We start from the raw sequence: 20,034 nt of genomic DNA, 5'->3' as shown, positions 1-20,034 counted from the left end.
AGGGCCTTCCCCCGGCCTTCCCTACTTGACCCAACTGGCCTTCCGCTTCCCCTTGAACGCCGCGATCCCCTCCGCCGCCTCGGCGCTGGACGCCGTCCGCGCGAAGGCCGCCGCCCCGGCTTCGGCATAGCCCTCCGGCGAGATCGGCCCGAGCGCCGCCAGCAGCCCCTTGGTCTCGGCCAAAGCGCCGGGCGCGCCTTCCAGCACCGCGGCGATGGTCCGCTGCACCTGCGCCTCCAGCGCCGCGGCATCCGGCAGCACCTGGTGCAGCAGGCCGATCCGCCCGGCCTCCGCCGCCTCGATCACCGCCGCTTCCAGCACCAGCCGGGTCGCCGCGGTGCGGCCGGTGCGGCGGGCCAGCCAGGGCAGGATCTGCGCCGGGACCAGGCCGCGGCGCACCTCGGGTGCGGCGAAGCGGGCGGTGGCCGCGCCGAAGGCGATGTCGGCGGCGCAGCAGAAACCGAGGCCCCCGGCATGGCAGGACCCCTCGACCGCGGCGACCACCACCTGCGGCAGGGCCGAGATGTCGACGAAGCGCTGGCCGGTGCGGCGGTTGCGCGCGGTCTGCCGCGCCAGCTTCCGCTCGGGCGTCTCATCGGAGGCGACCTCGGTCAGGTCGAGCCCGGCGCAGAAATGCCCGCCGGCGCCGGCGATCACCAGCACCCGCGCCGTGCCGTCCTGCGCAAGCTCGGCCAGCAGCCGGTCCCAGGCGGCGCCCATCGCCTCGCTGAGCGCGTTGCGGCGCTCCGGCCGGTTCATGGTGGCGCGGACCACGGGGCCCTCGCGGGTGACCAGCAGCGGGGTGTCATCGGCCATGCGGCGTTCCTCCGGGCGGCGTCGATCACGCGGCCATCCATGGCGGCGGAGGATGCTGCGCGCAGGGGGGGCGGGCAAGACGCGCACGGCATGGCATACCCGCGCCGACAGACGCGGGAGACTTCGCATGGCCGCCATCAACCTCGGCATCATCGGCTTCGGCATCATGGGGGAGCGGCTGCTGCGCGCGGCGCTCGACCATGCCGCGGCGCATGTGCGGCCGGCCGGCGTCTGGGACCCCGCCCCGGCCGCCGCGGCGCGGCTGGCCGAGGTCGCCCCCGGCGTGGCGCTGCTGGACGGCGCGGCGGCGGTGATCGAGGCCTGCGACTGCCTCTACGTCGCCGCCCCTCCCCGCGCGCACCTGCCGCTCGCGGAGGCCGCGCTCGGCGCCGGGCGGGCGGTGTTCCTCGAGAAGCCGCTGGCGGTGGACCTGGCCGAGGCACAGGCCTTCGTCGCCAAGGCCGAGGCGCTGGGCGCCCGGGCGGCGGTGAATTTCCCCATGGCCTCCTCCCCCGCCGTCGCGCAGCTGTCCGCCTGGCGGGAGGCAGGCGCGGTCGGCGCGCCCGAAGGGCTGGCCATCGAGGTCGCCTTCGCCACCTGGCCGCGCGGCTGGCAGCAGGATGCGGCGTCCTGGCTGGCGCGCCGGGCGGAGGGCGGCTTCACCCGGGAGGTGCTGTCCCACTTCCTGTTCCTGACGCGGCGGCAGCTCGGGCCACTGGTGCTGCAGGCGGCGACGGTGGCCTATCCCGGCGGCGACGCGGCGGAGACGGCGGTCACCGCCCGGCTGACCGCCGGCGGCGTGCCGGTCACGGTCACCGGCGGCGTCGGTACCACGGCGAAGGACGACCACAACACCTGGACCCTGCAGGGCCCGGCCGGGACGATCCGGCTGCGCGACTGGTCCTTCGCGGAACGGCTGGGGGAGGACGGCCGCTGGCACCAGGCGGCCGACGCGCTGCCGAACGAGAAGATGCGGCCGCTGGTGCTGAAGCGGCAGCTCGGCAGCGTCGCCGCCATGACCCGCGGCAAGGCCCACCCGCTGGCGACCCTGCGGGAGGCGCTGGAGGTGCAGGCGGTGGTCGAGGCGATCCTCGCCGCCTGACCCGGCCGGAGCGGCTTGCCTTCGCAATGAACGCGGCACCGCTGCAGCTCCTGGCTTTCAAAGCGGACTCCTGCGTCCGGGCGCGCCCGGACGCGATCTGCGCTACCCCAGGAGGACCGCGAGCTTCGTCCGCACCTGGCCGGCCGCGCCTTCCGTGAAGGCTGCGGCGGGCAGCGCGCGGTACATCGCGTAGCTCTCCCGCAGCAGCCGCGGCAGGCCGATATAGAGCGCGTTGCCGAGCGGCCCGACCGGGTCGGAGTAGCGCTTGAACAGCATCCCGCCGGGGAGGCCGAGCGGCTCGGCGATCTCCGGATAGACCGGCCAGATGGTATCGGCCGCCAGGTGGTCGAAGGGCGGCCGCACCCGCGGCGCCGCCGCCCCCAGCAGCCCGGCGCGGATCGCCGCGGCGCGCATGACATCGGCCAGCACCGGGCCGCGCGGGTGGTTGATGCCGTGCATGAAGGGCCCCTCGGCATGCCAGGCCTCGAATTCCGCCGTCAGGTCGAGCCCGTAGCCGGCGAGGAATTCCAGGAACAGCGTCCGCGCCGCGGCGAAGCCCTGCAGGTAGCCGAGCCGGGCATAGACCAGGCGGTTGAACAGCTGCGGCACGTCCGCCTCCGCCACGCCCAGCGAATACGCCGCGGCGATGATGGCGGAGTGGTAGGCGCCCAGCGGCGAGCCCTGCACCTGGCCGGCCAGGGTGAGGTAGACCATGTCCGGGTGGTAGCCGGCGAAGGCGAGCAGCGGCAGCCGGTGCACCGGCGGCCCGAGCGCCGGCAGCGCGGCGGTCGCCAGCGGGCCGAACTCGGCGCCGAAATCCTGGGTGAACAGCACATCGCAGCCGCGCAGCAGCGCCGCGGCCCGGTCGAGCTTGTCGTGGTTGCGGCTTATCACCGCCTCGACCGCCTCGACCTCCGCCTCGGGCAGAAGATGCGCCAGCGCATGCGCATAGCCATGCGCCTGGCAGCAGCCGACGACCGCGATCCGCATCAGGTCGCACGCCCCGGCACGCCCATGGGCATGACGACCGCCTCCTCGTCGCAGATCACCTTGGTCAGCGCGGCGTAGCGGGCGCGCTCCTCGGCGCTGACCGGCGCCGGCAGCGGCGCGCCGGGGCGCGGTGGCGGCGGCGGGATCTCGGCCGGCGTGCCGACCAGACAGTGGCGGCGGAACAGCGCCATGACGAAGGCGACGCCCTCGGGCGTCACCTCGCGCAGATCCTCGGCGTAGAAGCGCGCGCCGGTCTGCGGCCCGGTGACGATCTCGAAGGCGGGGAAATAGCCGATCGACGGATCCCGCCGCACCAGCTCGTCCGCCACCGCGCGGAGGATCGCCTTGCTGGCCATGGTCGAGACCAGCACGTGGCGGTCTTCGTAGGTCGCCACCAGCGGCACCGGGGAGACGGTGAGCATGACGCGGACGCGCGGATTGACGCTGCGGAGCGTCGCCAGGAAGGCCTCCAGCTGCGCCAGGGTCTCGGCGAAGCCGGCATTCTCGAAGCGCCAGTCACCGGGTTCGGTCGCCACGCCCAGCACGCCGGGATGCAGCGGCACCGCGGCGCCATCCCTCCCGGCCACCCAGCCCTCGGTCAGGCCCAGGGTGAATATGAAGACGTCGCAGGCCTCGAACATCCGCCGCACGGCGGCGAGGTGGCGGCTGCGGTCGGCGTCCAGCATCGCGGCATCCGCGAAGCCGCCGGCCTGGATGCGCGGGCGGAAGGGGTCGGCAAGCCCGCCGCCCGGCAGCGCCCAGCCGCGGGCCTGCGGCCGGAAGATCCCGTAGGCGCGGTCGATCAGCTGGCGGAGCTGCCGCGCGGTGTAGAGATTGCCGAAGCGGGCCGGGAAGACGCCGTAGCCTTCATCGCGCGTGCCGGGCGTGCCGGCGAATTCCTCGGTCACCAGGTAGCGGAAGCCCTGCGCGACCAGGCTGCGCGACAGGTGCTGGGCAAAGCAGCTGCCCGCCGTCGCCACCGCGTCGGTGGGGGCGATGGCGAAGGGCATCGCCACCACCGGATCGACGCCTTCGGCCACCCGTGCCGCCACGCCCTGCCGCCAGAAGCTATGGCCGGGCCGGCCGCGATAGGGGTTGGTCACGCTGCACCTCGGCTCCCGTCCTGCCGATGTGTCGCGTCAGGCGAGGAAAGGCAAGTGTCATACCAACGCCCGCATTGCCAGACCTGCGGCGGGCGACGCCCGCCGAGGCGCCGGATGGCGCCCGCCACGCGTGCGGCGGCCAAGGCCGCGGCTGCAGCCGCCCGGCGCCCGAGGGCACGGCAAGGCATTCCAGCGGTCACCGAAGATGACCGTTGGCGTCACCTCAATCCACGTTCGCGCGCCGCCGCGACATAGGCCTCGGCATCGGCCGGCAGCAGCAGGCGCTCCGCCGCCAGCACCTCGGCCGCGACCCGCACCGCGGCGACATAGGCGGCCTGGCCGGGATAGCGCTCGGCCAAGCTCGGGCGCGGGTCGCCGGCGGCCTGGCGGGCGGCGGCATCGGTGGCGAATGGCAGGAAGCTGCCCTCGCGGTCGCAGAGTTCCTCCTGCAGGCCGGCGGCGGCATAGAGGTTCCAGCCGGTGTGCGTCCCGCGCGGCACGGCGATGTCGGGCAGCCGGACGCCGGCGCGCTCGTTGCCGTCGGCATCGACCGCGGGGACCAGCGGGCGCCAGGCCTCCTCGGCGCCGCGCGTGCCGGCGACCCAATCGGTGACCGGGGCGATCGGCGTGGCGAAGCGCGGGCGCAGCGTGCCGGGCACCACGGGGAAGCGCCGCAGCACGTCTTCCGCCGGGACCAGCGTGCCGTCGGCGATGCGCGGCACGCGCGACGGCGGCGGGGCGGTGCCGGACTCGACCCATTCCTCCAGCGCGGCCAGCAGGGCGCGCAGCAGCGAGCTGGCGGAATGCGGGTTGTTCAGGTTGTGGCAGCGGCCGGGCGCGGTGGTCGCGCCGAAGCGGCCGCCATGCTTGGTACCGGCGACCAGGTAGTGCCGGACATGCGGCAGCACGTGCAGGTCCTGGGTGCCGGCCGGATCGGTATGGGTCAGCGAGGCGCCCTTCTGCCAGTACTCAGTCGAGGTGTTCACCTCGATCAGCAGCGGGTCGCTGCCGTCGCCGCGCAGCAGGGCGCCGCGGCGGCCGGTGGCGGGGTCGGTGGTCTCGGCCGCCGCCATTGGGAACCAGGTCTCCGGATGGGCGAAGTCCTCGTGCCAGGTGGCGGTGCGGTCGGGCTGGGCGAAGCGTTCGTTGGCGAAGACCCGGCCGGCGCCGGCGATATGCGCCAGCACGCCGTCGAAGACCCGCCGCCCGCGCGTGTCGGCATTCATCCCGAGGTCGATGTGGTGCCGCAGGTAGCGTCCGGACTGCGAGATGCCGAGCGCGAAGGCCGCACGGATGGCGATGCCGGCGAGCGGCCCGGGGCGGCCCTGCCCGTCCGCCTCCCCATGCCGCAGGAAGCTGACCAGGTCGCGGGTCGCCGCGAAGCCCATGCCGAGCGGCCGGGCGCCGCTGGCGACATAGCGGAATTCGTAGATGCTGCCGGGGATGAAGGCGGCGCCCTCGGGCAGCAGGCGGATGGCGCGCGGCCCGGCATAGGCGAAGGCGACCGGCTGCGGCGCATCCTCCCGCCGGCGGCGGACGGTCAGGCCGGCCTGGGCCGGGTCGGCTTCGGCGGCGGGGTAGGAGAGCGGCGCGGTCGGCCGGTCACCTGGGTTGATGCGGGTGCCGAAGATGAATTCGTCCCGCACCGGGCCGGTGATGCCGGGCAGGACGGGGATCTCGATCCGCAGCCCGTCATTGGCGCGCGGCGCCTCGGGGTCCCAGCCGCTCCAGACCAGGGTGGTGCCGGCCCGCAGCGGCAGCGCCAGGCCGACCGAGGCCGGGGTCTGCAGCGCGTTCAGCTCCGGCTGGCCGCCGGGCGCGTCGAAGACGCCGCCGAACATCATCTTCCGGCCGCGGTTGGTCACGTCGTACAGCAGCCGGCCATTGGCCCGGGCCGGGTCGGCGGGGCGGAGGATGACCACCTCGGTCGCGTATTCCACCTGGCCGCGGGCGTTGCGCGGGGCGAGGCCGAGATCGACGATCGGGGCATTGCGCGGGTCGGCCGGGTCCAGCTCGCCGCGGGCGATGCCGCTGACTTTCAGGTAGGGCCCGGCGCCGAAATCCTGGCCGCCGGCGAACGGTGCCTGCGTGGTGACCTCGAAGGCGATGATGCGGGCGGCGGCCGGCGTCGTGGCCAGCAGGGCGGCGGCGGCGGCGGCCGTGACGGCTCGGTTCATGCTCGGGTCCTCCCGCCCGGAGGATAGGCCGGGGCGGGCCGGCGGGTCATCCCATCTGCATCGGCAGGCCGACATAGTTCTCGGCCAGGGTCAGCGACCCGGCGGCGCTGCCGCAGACGTAGTCGAGCTCGGCGACCTGCACCTTGTGCTCGAAGGGGTCGCCGCCGTCGAAGCGGTGCAGCATGGAGGTCATCCACCAGGAGAAGCGCTGCGCTTTCCAGATCCGGCGCAGGGCGGTGGCGGAATAGGCGTCCAGCAGGGCGGTGCCGCGGCCGCGGTAGAAGGCCTCCAACGCCCGGGCAAGGACGACGATGTCGGCGACTGCCAGGTTCATCCCCTTGGCGCCGGTGGGGGGCACGATGTGCGCGGCGTCGCCGGCCAGGAAGAGCCTTCCGTGCCGCATCGGCTCGGCGACGAAGCTGCGCATCGGGGTGATCCCCTTCTGCAGGATCGGGCCTTCCTTGACCGGTGAGGCGCCGTCGCGGTCGAGCATGCGGGCGTGGAGTTCGGCCCAGATGCGGTCGTCTGACCAGTCGGCGATGTCTTCGTCGGGCCGGCACTGGACATAGTGCCGGGCCAGGGAGTTGCTGCGCATGGTGGCCAGGGCGAAGCCACGCTCGTGCCGCGCATAGATGAGCTCATGCGAGGCCGGCGGCGCACTGGCCAGGATGCCGAGCCAGGCGAAGGGATAGATTCGCTCGTAGACGCGCAGGACCTCGGCCGGGATGGCGTCGCGGCAGATGCCGTGGAAGCCGTCGCAGCCGGCGACGACGTCGCAATGCAGGGTCTGCGCCCGGCCCTCATGGTGGAAGGTGATGCTGGGATAGTCGCTGTCGATGTCGTGCGCCGCGGCGGCCTCGACCTCGAACAGCAGGGCGCCGCCATAGGCGAGCCGCGCGGCGATCAGGTCCTTCACCACCTCCTGCTGGCCATAGATGGTCACCCGCTTGCCCGTCAGGCCGGTCAGGTCAATGCGGTGGCCCTGGCCATCGAAGCGCAGCTCGATCCCCTCGTGCGGCAGCCCCTCCCGGTGCAGGCGGTCGCCGACGCCCGCCTGGGTCAGGATGTCGACGCTGCCCTGTTCCAGCAGGCCGGCGCGGATGCGCCCCTCGACATAGGCGCGGGACTTCGCTTCCAGGATCACGCTCTCGATCCCGGCCAAGTGCAGCAGATGCGCCAGCAGCAGCCCGGCCGGCCCGGCCCCGATGATCCCCACCTGCGTGCGCATGGCGCCTCTCCCGTCGATGCCGCGACTGTGCAGGCTTCGCGGCCCCTGGCAAGGCTTTCGCCCGCGGTTTGCGCCGATGCGGCGGGCAGGCGACACTGGGTGCTGCCTGGCCCCGCGAATCAGGGCGCCAGCAAGGCGCTGGGCGGGCCACGACCATCCTGGGGACATCGCCATGAGCCGCGTGCTGTACGACCTTGCCGGTGCCGATCCGGCGCTGCGCTTCAGCCCCTTCTGCTGGCGGACCCGCATGGCATTGGCGCACAAGGACCTGACGGTGGAGACCGTCCCCTGGCGCTTCACCGAAAAGGACCGGATCGCCTTTTCCGGCCAGGCGCTGGTGCCGGTGCTGGTGGACGGCGACCGGACGCTGCACGATTCCTGGGCCATCGCCGAATACCTCGAGGACGCCTACCCGCACCGGCCGAGCCTGTTCGGCGGGCCGGAGGCGCAGGCAGTGACGCGCTTCGTCAACGGCTGGACCGACAGCATCCTGCATCCCTGGATCGCCCGGATGGTGGTGCGGGACCTTCTCGATTGCCTGCGGCCGGAGGATGCCGGGTATTTCCGCGCCAGCCGCGAGGCGCGCTTCGGCACCACGCTGGAGGCCTTCGTCGCCCCGCGGGAGGCCAGCCTGACGGCCTTCCGCAAGGATCTGCAGCCGGTGCGGCTGGCGCTGCGCGGCCAGGCCTTCCTGGCCGGCGAGGCGCCGGCCTATGCCGACTACATCGTCTTCGGCGCCTTCATGTGGGCGCGCGCGGTGAGCCCTTTCCGGCTGCTGGAGGCCGACGACCCGGTGCATGCCTGGCGCGGGCGGATGCTGGCGATGTTCGACGGGCTTGCCGGCGCCGCCCCGGGCCACGAAGTCTGAGAACCGAAGCAGGAGCGGCAGGATGAGCGAGATCTGTGGCCCGGATGGGTGCGAGGTGCCGGCCGCCGCCGGCGGGGCGCTGCCGCTGGAGCGCGTTCCGGCGCGGATCGACGTCGTGTCGGATGCCATCTGCCCCTGGTGCTGGGTCGGCAAGCGCAACCTGGAAGGCGCGCTGGCCATCCTGGCCGAGGCGGGCGAGCGGTTCGAGGTGCATTGGCGCCCCTTCCAGCTCAACCCCGACATGCCGAAGGAAGGAGTGGAGCGGGACAGCTACCGCGCCGCCAAATTCGGCAGCGTGGCGCGGAGCCGGGAGCTGGACGCCCAGGTGGCGGCGTCCGGCCGTGCCGCGGGGGTGGAGTTCCGCCATGCGCTGATGCTGCGCACGCCGAACACGGTGGATGCGCACCGGCTGATCCGCCTCGCGGGCATGCAGGGCCCGACGGTGCAGGACAAGGTCGTGGAGGCGCTGTTCGTCGGCTATTTCCAGCAGGGCCGCGACATCGGCGACCGCGCGGTGCTGGCGGAGATCGCCGGCGCGCAGGGGCTGGACGTGGCGGCCTACCTCGCAGGCGACGAAGGCACGGCCGAGGTGCTGCAGGAGGACATGGGCTTCCGCCGCGGGGGCCTGTCCGGCGTGCCGACCTTCGCCTTGGACGGCCATGTGGTCTTCAGCGGCGCGATGCCCGCCGACCGCATGGCCGACGCTTTCCGCCGCGCCCTGGCCATCCTGCGCAGCCCCGCCGCCCGCGCGGCCGAATAACCCGGAAAACGGATGGGGGTGCAGGGGGAATGCCTTCCCCCTGCCCTTGCCGCCTCTCAGTAGGTCGCGCGTCCCCCGGAGACGTCGAACACCGCCCCGGTCGAGAAGCTGCAATCCTCGGTCGCCAGCCAGCAGATCAGCGCGGCGATCTCCTCCACCTGGGCGAAGCGGTTGGCCGGAATCTTCGACAGCATGTAGTCGATCTGCGCCTGCGTCATCTGCTTGAAGATGTCGGTGGCAGCGGCCGCCGGCGTCACGCAGTTCACCCGGATCGGCGTCTGCGCCAATTCCTTGCCGAGCGACTTGGTGAAGCCGATGACGCCGGCCTTGGCCGCCGAGTAGGCCGCGGCGTTCGGGTTGCCTTCCTTGCCGGCGATCGAGGCGACGTTGACGATGCGGCCATAGTTGCGCGCCCGCATGCCCGGCACCACGGCGCGGCAGGACAGGAAGACGCCGGTCAGGTCGATCTCGATCACCTGGCGCCAGGCGTCGATCGGGTACTGGTCCACCGGCATGTTCGGCCCGGTGATACCGGCATTGGCGACCAGGATGTCGAGCGGGCCGAGCGCGGCTTCGGTCGCGGCCAGCGCCGCTTCGAGGCTGGCATGATCGGCGACGTCGACGCGGGCGGCGAAGCCGCCGAGCCGGCCAGCGACCGCCTCGGCCTCGGCCAGGTCGACGTCCCAGATGGCCGGGCGGCCGCCGCTGGCGGCGATGCGTTCGGCGACCGCCAGGCCGATGCCGCGGGCGCCGCCGGTGATGGCCGCGACGCGGCCCTTGAAATCGAGTGCGTTCATGGGGTCCTCCGCCGCCGGTATTAGGCGGGGCGGGGCTATCCGGCCAGCCGGACCGCCGAGATGATGACGATGGCCGAGGCGTAGGGGTATTCGTCGGTCATGGTCAGGTCGACCTGCGCCGCGTGGCCGGGCGGGGTGAGTGCGGCGAGCCGCGCCGCGGCGCCGCCGGTCAGCGCCAGGGTCGGCTTGCCGGAGCGCAGGTTCACCACGCCGATATCGCGCATGAAGACCCCTTGGGCGAAGCCGGTGCCAAGCGCCTTCGATGCGGCCTCCTTCGCCGCGAAGCGCTTGGCATAGGTCCCGGCGCGGAGCTTCTCGGTGCGCTTCTCCGCCTTGGCGCGCTCGACGGGGGTGAAGACGCGGTCGAGGAAGCGCTCGCCATGCCGTTCCAGCACGCGTTCCAGCCGGCGGATGTCGCAGATGTCGTTGCCCAGCCCCAAAATCATCCGCGCATCCGCTCCACGCGCAGATTGTCGGCCGGGGCCCGCAGCGCCGCCATGATACGCTCTAGATGGCGCAGGTCGGTGACCTCGATGTCCAGCAGCACCTCGATCGAATCGCCGTCGCGGTGCTGCACCTTCAGCCCGGCGATGGCGCCGTCGTTCTGCGCCACCGTCTCGGCCAGGGCGGACAGCGCCGCGCTGCGGTTGCGCGTCTCCACCACCACGCGGCCGACCCGGGCGGCGGCCGAGGCCTCGTCCCAGTCGACGTCGAGGAAACGCTCCGGCGTGGCCGCGAAATTCTCCAGCGTGTGGCAGTCGGTCGCGTGGATGGTGACGCCCTTGCCGGTGGTGACGATGCCGAGGATGCGCTCGCCCGGCAGCGGGTGGCAGCAGCCGGCGAAGTGGAAGGGCATGCCGCTGACCAGGCCGGTGACCGGCAGCCCGGCATTGCCGGTGCGCGGCGCGCCCGGGCGGTCCGGCCGGCCGAGCATCGGGCTGGCGCCGATCCGGCCGCGCGGCCGGGACAGCGGCAGCGCGTCGGCGATGCGCGGCGGGATGCGGAGTTCCGGCACCGCGGCGTGCATGACCTCGCGCGCCGAAAGCGACCCGGAGCCGACGGCGGTGTAGAGGTCTTCCAGCCCGGCCTGCTTGAGCGGCTTGAGCGCGCCTTCCAGCAGCTTCTCGGTAGCTTCCAGCCCTTCCTGGCGGAAGGCCTTGGCGATGGCGGCGCGGCCGCCTTCCATGTGCTCCTCGCGCAGCCTTGCATGGACGAAACGGCGGATGCGGGCGCGCGCCTTGCCGGTGACGACGAAGCGTTCCCAGCCCGGGTTGGGCTGGCCGCCACGGGCGGTGATGATCTCGACCTGGTCGCCGTTCTCCAGCTGGTGGCGCAGCGGGACGATCTTGCCGTTGACCTTGGCGCCGACGCAGGAATCCCCGACCTGGCTGTGCACTTCATAGGCGAAGTCGATCGGCGTGGCGCCGCGCGGCAACTCGATCAGGTCGCCCTTGGGGGAGAAGCAGAAGACCTGGTCGCGGTGCAGTTCCAGCTTGGTATGGTCGAGGAAGTCCTGCGCGCCCTCGGCATTCTCCAGGATGTCGAGCAGGGCGCGGACCCAGGGGTAGCGCTTGCGGGCGCCGCCGGGATGGGCGTCCGGCACCTGCTTGTAGATCCAGTGCGCGGCGACGCCGTTCTCGGCGACCTCGTGCATCTCCTGCGTGCGGATCTGCACCTCGATCTTGGCATTGCGGCGTTCCGGCACCGTCACGCCGGTATGCAGCGACTGGTAGCCGTTGGTCTTGGGCGTCGAGATGTAGTCCTTGAACCGCCCCGGGACCACGCGGTAGGCGTCGTGCACGGCGCCGAGCGCGACGTAGCAGGCGGCCCGGTCGTCGACCAGGACGCGGAAGGCCATGACGTCCGAGAGCGCCTCGAAGGCCACGTTCTTCTTCTGCATCTTCAGCCAGATCGAATAGGGCGACTTCTCCCGCCCCACCACGTCCACCGCATGCACGCCGTGGCTGGCCAATACGCGCTTGAGGTCCTGCTCGATCTCGCGGATCAGGTTGGCGCCCTGGCCGCGCAGGAAGGTCAGCCGGGCGGCGATGGTCTGCCGGGCCTCCGGGTGCAGTTCCTGGAAAGCCAGCGTTTCCAGCTCGGTCTTCAGCGCATCCATGCCGATGCGCTCGGCGAGCGGGGTGAAGATGTCGATGGTCTCGCGCGCGGTCTTCCGGCGGCGCTCGGCCTGCGGCACGAAATGCAGCGTGCGCATGTTGTGCAGCCGGTCGGCCAGCTTCACGAGCAGGACGCGGATGTCCTCGCTCATCGCCAGGACCAGCTTGCGGAGGTTCTCGGCCTGCTTGGTCCGTTCGCTCTGCAACTCGATACGGGTGAGCTTGGTCACCCCGTCCACCAGCCGGGCGACCTCGCTGCCGAAGCGGCGCTCGATCTCCTTCAGCCCGAAGGCGGTGTCCTCGGCGACGTCGTGCAGCAGGGCGGTCGCGATGGTCGCGCTGTCAAGCCGATAGTCGGCCAGGATGTTGGCGACCGCGATCGGGTGGGTGATGTAGGGGTCGCCGTTGTCGCGCTTCTGCGCCGCATGCGCCTCGGCGGCGACCTGGCCGGCGCGCTCGATCAGGGCGACATCGGCGCGGGGGTCGTAGCCCGCGACGCGGCGGGCAAGCGCGATGGCCTCCTCAAGGCCGGGGATCGGCGTGGTGGCGACGCCCGCGACCGTCCCTTCCGGCGCGCGCGGCACCGGTGCCTGCAGGGGCCCGGCGTCGCGCGCGGTCAATCGGCCCTCCTCAGCGGCGGCCGCCGCCGCCCAGTTCGGCCGCGATCGCGGCTTCGAGGTCGTCCGGCGACATCTCCTCGAGCCCGGCGCCGTCGGCGGGCAGTTCCTCGTTCACGTCCATGACGCCGAAGATGTTCTCGTCGGTGGCGATGAGGTCGAGCACCTCCTCCTCCGCCGGCTCCGGCTCCGGCGCGCGCTGCAGCGACTTGATCAGGTCGGCCTCGACCGAATCGAGGGCAATGGTCTGGTCGGCGATCTCGCGGAGCGCCACAACGGGGTTCTTGTCATTGTCGCGGTCGACGGTCAGATCCTCGCCGCGGCCGATGTTGCGGGCCCGTTGCGCCGCGATGAGCACCAGCTCGAAGCGGTTCGGGATCTGGACAATGCAGTCTTCAACGGTGACGCGCGCCATGACGGCCTCGTGTTCATTTGGGCAGCGGGAAAGGCGGCCCGCGGCAAAGGTCTGCAGGAGAACCTTCCAGATAGCCACCAGGGCCGGCCGATGCAAGCCGCAAGCGCCGAATTGGTGACAGGTCCCCTGGCATCGCGGCCCGGCCGGCCCATGTCAAACCAGGATCGGCTCCGGCGGAGCTTCGTCCGGCGGCAGGCCGGCAAGCAAGGACTCCACCGCCCGGCCGAGCACCGGGTGAACCCAACCGGGAGCGACATCGAACAGGGGCTGCAGCACGAAGGGGCGCAGATGCGCCCGGGGATGCGGCAGCACCGGATCGGGCGCGGTGCGGCGCAGCCCGTCCAGATCGATGAGGTCGAGGTCGAGCACCCGCGGCGCATTGGGGAAGGGTCGCTGGCGGCCGGCTTGGTCCTCGATGGCATGCAGCGCGGCCAGCAGGCCGGCCGGATCGCCCGCTTCGCCGTCCAGCCGCGCCACCCCGTTGACGAAAAGCGGGGCACCGGGCAGGGATGGAACCGGCACGGTGCGGTACCAGCGCGAGAGCGCCCGGAGCCGTAACCCGGGCAGGGAATCGAGGGCTGCGGCAGCGGCCTGACAGGTCTGCAAGGGGGGGGTCCCGGCTGCGGCCGGCAAATTCGCTCCTAACGCGATAAGGATCATGGTTTTCTCGCTTACAAATCGAGAAGCCTAGACTAGTATGGAAAGGTGCCTTTCCGGCATGCATCACATTTCGAGAGCGCGTAGCTTGCAGCCAGAGCGTATCGAACGGATCGCCGTCTTCATCGACGGGGCCAACCTTTATGCCGCGTCCCGCACCCTGGGATTCGACGTGGACTACAAGAACCTGCTGAATCACTTTCGGCAGAGATCCTATCTCGTCCGCGCGTACTACTATACCGCGCTGCTCGAGACCGAGGAGTATTCGCCGCTCCGGCCGCTGGTCGATTGGCTCGGCTACAACGGCTATTCCGTGGTGACCAAGCCGGCCAAGGAGTTCACCGATGCCACCGGCCGGCGCCGGGTCAAGGGCAGCGTCGACATCGAGATGGCGGTCGACGTGCTCGACCTCACCCCCTCGGTCGACCATGTGGTGATCTTCTCCGGCGACGGCGATCTGCGCCGGCTGGTCGAATCGGTCCAGCGCCGCGGCGTGCGGGTGACCGTGATCTCCACCATCCGCACCCAGCCGGCGATGATCGCCGACGACCTGCGCCGGCAGGCCGATGCCTTCATCGACCTGGCCGACCTGGCGGAGCACATCACCCGCCGGCAGGTCGAGCCGCGGGCGCGGGCACCGGTGGCCCCGGTGGCGCGGCCCGGCGTGCCGGTCCGCGCCACCCCGGCCGATCCCTTCCGCGAGACCCCGGACCTGCCGGACTAGGCCGGCCGCCGGGGCTCAGACCGGCAGCCGCACCCGGGCGCGCAGCCCGCCCAGCGGGCTCGCCTCCAGCACGATCTCGCCGCCATGCGCGCGGACGATGTCGCGGGCGATCGCCAGCCCCAGCCCGGTCCCGTCGGGCGAGCCGCTATGGAAGGGCCGGAAGGCGTCCTCCCGCTCCGCCGCCGGGATGCCGGGCCCGTCGTCGTCCACCGTCACCTCGGCCCAGAGCGATTGCTGCTCCCCGCGCGGGTCGCTGCCCGGGCCGCCCAGCCCGGTCCGCGGCACCGTCCGGACGCCCACCGCGATGCGCTGGGCGTGCCGCCGCGCATTGTCCACCAGGTTGCCGAGGCAGCGCCGCACCGCATCGGCCCGCAGCGGCATGGCCAGGCTCTCCGGCGCCGCCACCTCCACCTGCGCCCCCGTCCGGCGGGCATTGGCGGCGACGTCCTGGACCAGTTCGACCAGGTCGGCCGGGCGCGACTGTTCCACCCCCTCGCCGCGCGCGAAGGTCAGGTAGGCGGCCGTCATCCGCTCCATCTCCTCGACATCCTGGTTGAGCGCCGCCAGGTCCTCCTCGGTGTCGGCGTCGCGCGGCAGCATGGCCAGGGCAAGCCGCATGCGGGTCAGCGGGGTGCGCAAATCGTGGCTGATGCCGGCCAGCATCTCGGTCCGCTGGCCGACGAAGCGGCGGATGCGTTCCTGCATGCGGTTGAAGGCCTGCGCCGCCTGGCGCACCTCGCTGGCGCCCTCCGGCTTCATCGGCCCGACGTCGCGGCCGAGCCCGAAGGCCTCCGCCGCCGCGGCCAGCCGGCGAATCGCCCGCACCTGGTTCTTCATGAACAGGATGGCGATGCCGGACAGCAGCAGCGCCGACCCCACCAGCCAGATGACGAAGAGATAGAGCGTCGAGGTGAACAGCCGCTTCCGCGGGGCCTCCACGTGCAGCACGCCGTCCGGCAACTGCACCCGGATGATGATGCTGCGCGGGTCGCTCTGCCAGTCGGTGTCGAAGGGCAGCCGCAAGCGTTCGCGCAGCGCGTTGTTCAGGTCCTCCTCCAGCGGCAGCAGCGGCAGGCTGGCCGGGCGGGAGATGAACTGGATCCTCGCATCCGCCTCGTAGGCCAGCGCGAGGTCGAGCCGCCAGGCGGACTCGCGGAAGATCCAGGCGCGGTTCTCCGGCTCCTCCCGCCGCACCAGCTCGACCAGCATCGCCACGTCGCCGGCGACGCCGCCGGCCAGCCGGCGGGAGACGACGTCGAGATGCGCGCCGTAGAACAGCTGCAGGGCCACCGCCTGCAGGATCAGCATCGGCACCAGGATGATCAGCACCGACCGCGCCAGCAGGCCTCGCGGCAGCAGGGCGCGCAGCGCGCGGCTGAGCGGCTTGCCCCCTTCCGGCGCGGTCAAGGGCCTGGCCGCAGCACATAGCCGCGGTGCCGCACGGTATGCAGGAAGCGCGGCTCGCGCGGGTCGGGCTCGATCTTGCGGCGCAGCCGCGTGACCTGCACGTCCACCGCGCGCTCGCCGGCCTCCGGCGTGCCGAGCGCGGCGGCGATCTCCTCGCGGCTCAGCACCTCGCCCGGGCGGCGGGCGAGTGCCGCCAGCAGCGCCGCCTCGCCGCCGGTCAGCCGGATGGTGCCGTCCGGGCCACGCAGCTCCGATCGCTCGGCATCGAACCAGCGCATGCCGAGCTGGACCGGCGCCTGCGGCAGCAGCGCCGGCGGCGGCGGCGCGGTGCGGCGCAGGATGGTGCGGATGCGCAGCGCCAGCTCGCGCGGGTCGAAGGGCTTGGCCAGGTAGTCGTCGGCGCCCAGCTCGAAGCCGGCGACGCGGTCGTCCGGCCCGCCGCGCGCGGTCAGCATCAGGACGGGGACGTCGTTGCCGTCGCGGCGCATCGATTCGACCAGTTCGAGGCCGGTCTCCCCCGGCATCATCACGTCCAGCACCACCAGGTCGAAGGCCATGGCCGCCAGCGTGCCGCGCGCCGCGGCCGCATCCGCCGCGGCGGTCACCCGGAAGCCCTGCTCCGCCAGGTAGCGCTGCAGCAGGGCGCGCAGCCTGGCATCGTCGTCCACCACCAGCAGATGGGCGTTGTCGGCGGCAAGCTCGGCCGGCATGTCCAGCGTATTCTCCCCAAGGCGGGCGCGGCGGGCGGCACCGCCCAGGCTGCGCGACTCCATAGCGTTCACCGGTCCGCAGACTCGCATGCCGGCCCCCGCCAGGGCGAGCGCGACGTCAACCGGTGCGGGCGAGAGATGTGGTGCCGGCCCGGCTTGGCGAGGGGCGTTCCAGCCGTTCGAGCTGCGCCCGCGCCTCCGGCCCCATCAGCCCGCGCATGACGCGGCGGAAGCCCTCCACCGCGATCGGCCCGGCTTCGCGGTAGGCCTGCATGACCCATTCGCGCTGCCGCTCGAACAGCCGCCGCTCCAGCGCTTCGCCTTTCGCGGTCAGCGACAGCAGCCGCTGGCGGCGGTCGCTGCGGCCGGTCGCCTGGACGACGTAGTCCTCCGCCATCAGCGGGGTCAGCACGCGGGCCAGCGACTGCTTGGTGATGCCGAGGATGCCGAGCAGGTCGCCGACGGTGATGCCCGGCCGGCGGCCGACGAAATGCAGCACCCGGTGGTGCGCCCTTCCCATGCCCAATTCTTCCAGGATCTGGTCGGCGCCGGCGGTGAAATCGCGGTAGCCGAAGAAGAGCAGGTCCTGCGCCAGGCGCAGTTCCTCCTCCCGGAGGAACAGCAGGTTGCGGCCGGCGCCGACCGGCGCGCCGACCTGCTGTTCGGCCCTCGGGTCGGGTGGTTCGGGCATGGCTGGCATGCTGCGCCGTCTGGCCTCCGGTTTGGTCAGCAATGTTGACACATTTTTCCGATCGGGTCTAGTTTGCCCCGGCGGCAAGCAACGATATTGCGGAGAACGCGGTCATGGTGATGGTTCCTTGCGGCGGCCCGGCCGGCTCCGGGTCAGGGGGCGACGCCTCGCCAGTCCGGATCGCGGTCGTCGTCCGGCCCGCGAAGGGCTGAGGCACCCCCCGACGCCGCCCGAATTCCGGCCCCGGCCGGGGCCACGAGACGCCAGCCAGAAGGACCCGAACCATGGGCGATTTCCCCACCACCCGCACCACCACGCCGAAGCCGAAGCCGGCCGATGAGAGCCTGTCCTTCGGCAAGGTGCTGACCGACCACATGTTCCTGATGGACTACGACGAGGGCAAGGGCTGGCACGCGCCGCGCATCGTCCCCTACGGCCCGCTCACCATGGACCCGGCCACCACCGTGCTGCACTACGGCCAGGCCATCTTCGACGGGCTGAAGGCCTTCCGCGGCGACGACGGCAAGATCCGGCTGTTCCGCCCCGACCGGCACGCGGCGCGGTTCAACCAGTCCGCCAGGATCATGTGCATGCCGGAACTGCCGGTGGACATCATCCGCCGGAGCTTCGACGCGCTGGTCGGCGTGGACCACGACTGGGTGCCGCACCTGCCGGGCACCTCGCTGTACCTGCGGCCGACCATCATCGCCACCGACGTCATGCTGGGCGTGCACCCGGCGCACAGCTACCTCTATTTCCTGATCCTCTCGCCGGTCGGCAGCTACTATGCCGAGGGCGTCAAGCCGGTGCGCATCCTGGCCTCCGACAGCCATGTCCGGGCGGTGAAGGGCGGCACGGGGGAAGCCAAGACCGCGGCCAACTATGCCGCCAGCCTGGCCGGCCAGCGCGACGCGGCGGCCGCCGGCTATACCCAGGTGCTGTACCTCGACGGCGTGCACCGCAAGTACCTCGACGAGGTCGGCACCATGAACATCATGGTCCGCATCGGCGACGAGGTGATCACCCCGCCGCTGGCCGGCACCATCCTCGACGGCGTCACCCGCAACAGCGCGCTGACCCTGATGCACGACTGGGGCCTGCGCATCAGCGAACGGCCGATCACCATCGACGAGGTGATGCAGGCCGGCCGCGACGGCACCTTGAAGGAGATGTGGGGGACGGGCACCGCCGCGGTGGTCTCGCCGGTCGGCACGCTCGGCTACAAGGGCGAGGACGTGACGGTGAACGGCGGCGAGACCGGCGAGGTGACCCGCAAGCTGTACGACAGCATCGTCGGCATCCAGTACGGCCGCACCAACGACCCGCATGGCTGGACCAGCGTCGTGGAGCCGGTCTGACACGGTGCGGGGGCGGCGCCGTGCAGGGCACCGCCTGGTTCCTCTCGGCGGCCGGCTTCGCTTTGGCGATGTCGGCGACGCCGGGGCCGAACAACGCGCTGGTCGCGGCGACCGCGGCGAATTTCGGCCTGCGGCGCAGCCTGCCGCAGGTGCTCGGCGTCTCGGTCGGCTTCCCCGTGATGCTGGTGCTGGTGGCACTGGGCGCGGCGCAGTTGCTGCGCGACGCGCCCGGGGTGATGCTGGCGATGCGCTGGGCCGGGGCAGCCTGGATGCTGTGGCTGGCCTGGGGCATCGCCACTGCGGCGCCGCCGGCGCCGGGCGCGGCACCGGGCCGGCCGATGACGGCGCTGCAGGCGGCGTTGTTCCAATGGGTGAACCCCAAGGCCTGGATCATCGCGGCCGGCGCCGTCGCCACCTATACCGGTGGCGAGTCCGGCCTGCTGGGCGAGGCATTGGCCCTGGCCGCGCTCTTCGCCGTCGCCGCCTGCGGCAGCCTGCTGGCCTGGGCGGCACTCGGCGCCGGGACGGCGCGGCTGCTGCGCGACCCGGCTTCGCTGCGCTGGTTCAACCGCGGGATGGCGGCGCTGCTGGTGGCCTCGCTGGTCCCGGTGCTCGCCGGATAGTGCCTCAGGGCGCCGGGTCGAGCCCGAGGCTGCGGATCACCGGATGCGCCGCCGGCGCCCGCAGGAAGGCGACGAGCTGCCGCGCCGCCTCGGGCTGCGCCGCCCCGGCGGCGAGCCCGGCCGAGAAGGCCGTCACCCGCTGCAAGGCTTCCGGCAGCGGCCCGACATAATCGGCGCCGGGGATGCCGAGGATCTCGCTGACCTGCTGGAAGCCGACCGCCGCCTCGCCGCGCGCCACCACGGCGGCGACCCGCTCGCTCAGGATGCGGCGGGATTTGGGGGCGACCTGCTCGGCGATGCCGAGCCGCTGGTACAGCTCGGTCGAGACATAGACCCCGCTGGCGCTGGCCGAATAGGCGATGGAGGGCGCTTCCAGCAGCATCGACCGCACCGCCTCGACCGTGGCGATATCCGGCTTCGGCGCGCCGGTCCGGACGGTGACGCCGATGCGCGACAGCACGATGTCGGTGCGGCTGCCGGGCCGCAGCCGGCCTTCGGCGATCAGCTTGTCGATCGACTCGCCGGCGATGATCACGATGTCCGCCGCCTCCCCCCGCGCCAGGCGGTTGGGGATGGCGTCCGGCGCATTGCCCATGGATGCGCCGAGGGACAGCGTGATGGTATGGCCCGTCGCCTTCTCGAATTCCGGGATCAGCAGCCGGAGCGGGGCGGTGAAGGCGCCGGAGCTCATCACCTTCAGCTCCGCCGCGGCGGCGGTGCCGGCCAGCAGCGGCAGGACGGCGAGGAGGCCGAGCAGGGCGCGGCGGCCGCTGGGGATGCTTCGCATGGTGACCTCCCGGGGTGGCGTGGCTGCCGGCATTCGGCCCCGGCGCGGCCCGGGCGGCAATCCCCCATGGGGCGGCGCGCGGCCGCC

General features: G+C 72.5%; 20 protein-coding genes. 6 read left to right on the top strand and 14 right to left on the bottom strand.

Going from position 1 to position 20,034, the window contains the following annotated elements:
* Positions 1–21: 21 nt before the first annotated feature.
* Positions 22–816: an enoyl-CoA hydratase/isomerase family protein gene (locus ACFQS7_RS05860; RefSeq protein WP_380066080.1), complete on the bottom strand. Its 795-nt coding sequence runs from the start codon at positions 814–816 to the stop codon at positions 22–24.
* A gap of 127 nt (positions 817–943) precedes the next feature.
* Here ACFQS7_RS05860 and ACFQS7_RS05855 point away from each other — a divergent pair, with 127 nt between their 5' ends.
* Positions 944–1,918, top strand: a complete 975-nt coding sequence (locus tag ACFQS7_RS05855; protein ID WP_380066079.1) for a Gfo/Idh/MocA family protein — start codon at positions 944–946, stop codon at positions 1,916–1,918.
* Positions 1,919–2,020: 102 nt separating this feature from the next.
* Here the strand turns inward: ACFQS7_RS05855 and ACFQS7_RS05850 are convergent, their stop codons facing one another.
* The 4 genes from ACFQS7_RS05850 to pobA form a co-directional block, all read right to left on the bottom strand.
* The gene (locus ACFQS7_RS05850) at positions 2,021–2,908 is read right to left on the bottom strand and encodes a WcbI family polysaccharide biosynthesis putative acetyltransferase (protein ID WP_380066078.1); all 888 of its coding nucleotides are present in this window, start codon (positions 2,906–2,908) and stop codon (positions 2,021–2,023) included.
* Positions 2,908–4,011 (bottom strand): GSCFA domain-containing protein, encoded by a 1,104-nt coding sequence (locus tag ACFQS7_RS05845; protein ID WP_380066077.1) that lies wholly within the window; start codon positions 4,009–4,011, stop codon positions 2,908–2,910. Before ACFQS7_RS05845 ends, ACFQS7_RS05850 begins: the two co-directional genes overlap by 1 nt.
* Positions 4,012–4,229: 218 nt before the next feature.
* Positions 4,230–6,188: an alpha/beta hydrolase domain-containing protein gene (locus ACFQS7_RS05840; RefSeq protein ID WP_380066076.1), complete on the bottom strand. Its 1,959-nt coding sequence runs from the start codon at positions 6,186–6,188 to the stop codon at positions 4,230–4,232.
* A gap of 46 nt (positions 6,189–6,234) precedes the next feature.
* The gene (gene pobA / locus ACFQS7_RS05835) at positions 6,235–7,416 is read right to left on the bottom strand and encodes a 4-hydroxybenzoate 3-monooxygenase (RefSeq protein ID WP_380066075.1); all 1,182 of its coding nucleotides are present in this window, start codon (positions 7,414–7,416) and stop codon (positions 6,235–6,237) included.
* A gap of 172 nt (positions 7,417–7,588) precedes the next feature.
* Between pobA and ACFQS7_RS05830 the strand changes: the two genes are divergently transcribed.
* The gene (locus ACFQS7_RS05830) at positions 7,589–8,284 is read left to right on the top strand and encodes a glutathione S-transferase family protein (protein WP_380066074.1); all 696 of its coding nucleotides are present in this window, start codon (positions 7,589–7,591) and stop codon (positions 8,282–8,284) included.
* 22 nt (positions 8,285–8,306) lie between these two features.
* Entirely contained in the window at positions 8,307–9,044 is a 738-nt protein-coding gene (locus ACFQS7_RS05825; RefSeq protein ID WP_380066073.1) for a DsbA family oxidoreductase, read from the top strand.
* Between the two features lie 56 nt (positions 9,045–9,100).
* Here the strand turns inward: ACFQS7_RS05825 and ACFQS7_RS05820 are convergent, their stop codons facing one another.
* From ACFQS7_RS05820 to folK, 5 genes are all read right to left on the bottom strand, one after another.
* Positions 9,101–9,841 (bottom strand): SDR family oxidoreductase, encoded by a 741-nt coding sequence (locus ACFQS7_RS05820; RefSeq protein WP_380066072.1) that lies wholly within the window; start codon positions 9,839–9,841, stop codon positions 9,101–9,103.
* Positions 9,842–9,876: 35 nt separating this feature from the next.
* Positions 9,877–10,287, bottom strand: coding sequence for a holo-ACP synthase (acpS, locus tag ACFQS7_RS05815; RefSeq protein ID WP_380066071.1), 411 nt, complete (start codon positions 10,285–10,287; stop codon positions 9,877–9,879).
* Positions 10,284–12,578, bottom strand: coding sequence for a RelA/SpoT family protein (locus ACFQS7_RS05810; protein WP_380066070.1), 2,295 nt, complete (start codon positions 12,576–12,578; stop codon positions 10,284–10,286). Before ACFQS7_RS05810 ends, acpS begins: the two co-directional genes overlap by 4 nt.
* 10 nt (positions 12,579–12,588) lie before the next feature.
* Complete coding sequence (rpoZ, locus tag ACFQS7_RS05805) at positions 12,589–12,990, bottom strand: DNA-directed RNA polymerase subunit omega (RefSeq protein ID WP_380066201.1); 402 nt, start codon at positions 12,988–12,990, stop codon at positions 12,589–12,591.
* Between the two features lie 153 nt (positions 12,991–13,143).
* Positions 13,144–13,650 (bottom strand): 2-amino-4-hydroxy-6-hydroxymethyldihydropteridine diphosphokinase, encoded by a 507-nt coding sequence (gene folK / locus ACFQS7_RS05800; RefSeq protein WP_380066069.1) that lies wholly within the window; start codon positions 13,648–13,650, stop codon positions 13,144–13,146.
* A 58-nt stretch (positions 13,651–13,708) separates the two neighbouring features.
* Between folK and ACFQS7_RS05795 the strand changes: the two genes are divergently transcribed.
* Complete coding sequence (locus tag ACFQS7_RS05795; protein ID WP_380066068.1) at positions 13,709–14,371, top strand: NYN domain-containing protein; 663 nt, start codon at positions 13,709–13,711, stop codon at positions 14,369–14,371.
* A 15-nt stretch (positions 14,372–14,386) separates the two neighbouring features.
* Here the strand turns inward: ACFQS7_RS05795 and ACFQS7_RS05790 are convergent, their stop codons facing one another.
* The 3 genes from ACFQS7_RS05790 to ACFQS7_RS05780 all read right to left on the bottom strand — a co-directional run bounded on the left by ACFQS7_RS05790 (position 14,387) and on the right by ACFQS7_RS05780 (position 17,179).
* Positions 14,387–15,778, bottom strand: a complete 1,392-nt coding sequence (locus ACFQS7_RS05790; RefSeq protein WP_380066067.1) for an ATP-binding protein — start codon at positions 15,776–15,778, stop codon at positions 14,387–14,389.
* A complete protein-coding gene (locus ACFQS7_RS05785) occupies positions 15,775–16,488 on the bottom strand; it encodes a response regulator (RefSeq protein WP_380066200.1) in 714 nt (237 codons plus the stop codon). Before ACFQS7_RS05785 ends, ACFQS7_RS05790 begins: the two co-directional genes overlap by 4 nt.
* Positions 16,489–16,606: 118 nt before the next feature.
* The gene (locus ACFQS7_RS05780; protein ID WP_380066066.1) at positions 16,607–17,179 is read right to left on the bottom strand and encodes a MarR family winged helix-turn-helix transcriptional regulator; all 573 of its coding nucleotides are present in this window, start codon (positions 17,177–17,179) and stop codon (positions 16,607–16,609) included.
* A gap of 284 nt (positions 17,180–17,463) precedes the next feature.
* Here ACFQS7_RS05780 and ACFQS7_RS05775 point away from each other — a divergent pair, with 284 nt between their 5' ends.
* Together ACFQS7_RS05775 and ACFQS7_RS05770 are read left to right on the top strand one after the other, a co-directional pair.
* A complete protein-coding gene (locus ACFQS7_RS05775; protein WP_380066065.1) occupies positions 17,464–18,537 on the top strand; it encodes a branched-chain amino acid aminotransferase in 1,074 nt (357 codons plus the stop codon).
* Positions 18,538–18,557: 20 nt separating this feature from the next.
* On the top strand, positions 18,558–19,160 hold the full coding sequence (locus tag ACFQS7_RS05770; RefSeq protein ID WP_380066064.1) for a LysE family translocator: 603 nt from the start codon (positions 18,558–18,560) through the stop codon (positions 19,158–19,160).
* 4 nt (positions 19,161–19,164) lie between these two features.
* On the opposite strand, the gene ACFQS7_RS05765 is transcribed toward ACFQS7_RS05770, so the two are convergent.
* The gene (locus ACFQS7_RS05765; protein ID WP_380066063.1) at positions 19,165–19,947 is read right to left on the bottom strand and encodes a substrate-binding domain-containing protein; all 783 of its coding nucleotides are present in this window, start codon (positions 19,945–19,947) and stop codon (positions 19,165–19,167) included.
* Between the last annotated feature and the right edge of the window lie 87 nt (positions 19,948–20,034).

This window comes from Dankookia sp. GCM10030260 (assembly GCF_042666655.1).
In the GTDB taxonomy this organism is placed as follows: Bacteria; Pseudomonadota; Alphaproteobacteria; order Acetobacterales; family Acetobacteraceae; genus Paracraurococcus.
This window is presented reverse-complemented; position numbering and strand designations above follow the sequence as displayed.

Coding starts and splice junctions, on each gene's coding strand:
- ACFQS7_RS05860 (WP_380066080.1), bottom strand. CDS start 816: ATGGCCGATGACACCCCGCTGCTGGTCACCCGCGAGGGCCCCGTGGTC.
- ACFQS7_RS05855 (WP_380066079.1), top strand. CDS start 944: ATGGCCGCCATCAACCTCGGCATCATCGGCTTCGGCATCATGGGGGAG.
- ACFQS7_RS05850 (WP_380066078.1), bottom strand. CDS start 2,908: ATGCGGATCGCGGTCGTCGGCTGCTGCCAGGCGCATGGCTATGCGCAT.
- ACFQS7_RS05840 (WP_380066076.1), bottom strand. CDS start 6,188: ATGAACCGAGCCGTCACGGCCGCCGCCGCCGCCGCCCTGCTGGCCACG.
- pobA (WP_380066075.1), bottom strand. CDS start 7,416: ATGCGCACGCAGGTGGGGATCATCGGGGCCGGGCCGGCCGGGCTGCTG.
- ACFQS7_RS05830 (WP_380066074.1), top strand. CDS start 7,589: ATGAGCCGCGTGCTGTACGACCTTGCCGGTGCCGATCCGGCGCTGCGC.
- ACFQS7_RS05825 (WP_380066073.1), top strand. CDS start 8,307: ATGAGCGAGATCTGTGGCCCGGATGGGTGCGAGGTGCCGGCCGCCGCC.
- ACFQS7_RS05820 (WP_380066072.1), bottom strand. CDS start 9,841: ATGAACGCACTCGATTTCAAGGGCCGCGTCGCGGCCATCACCGGCGGC.
- acpS (WP_380066071.1), bottom strand. CDS start 10,287: ATGATTTTGGGGCTGGGCAACGACATCTGCGACATCCGCCGGCTGGAA.
- rpoZ (WP_380066201.1), bottom strand. CDS start 12,990: ATGGCGCGCGTCACCGTTGAAGACTGCATTGTCCAGATCCCGAACCGC.
- folK (WP_380066069.1), bottom strand. CDS start 13,650: ATGATCCTTATCGCGTTAGGAGCGAATTTGCCGGCCGCAGCCGGGACC.
- ACFQS7_RS05795 (WP_380066068.1), top strand. CDS start 13,709: ATGCATCACATTTCGAGAGCGCGTAGCTTGCAGCCAGAGCGTATCGAA.
- ACFQS7_RS05785 (WP_380066200.1), bottom strand. CDS start 16,488: ATGCCGGCCGAGCTTGCCGCCGACAACGCCCATCTGCTGGTGGTGGAC.
- ACFQS7_RS05780 (WP_380066066.1), bottom strand. CDS start 17,179: ATGCCCGAACCACCCGACCCGAGGGCCGAACAGCAGGTCGGCGCGCCG.
- ACFQS7_RS05775 (WP_380066065.1), top strand. CDS start 17,464: ATGGGCGATTTCCCCACCACCCGCACCACCACGCCGAAGCCGAAGCCG.
- ACFQS7_RS05765 (WP_380066063.1), bottom strand. CDS start 19,947: ATGCGAAGCATCCCCAGCGGCCGCCGCGCCCTGCTCGGCCTCCTCGCC.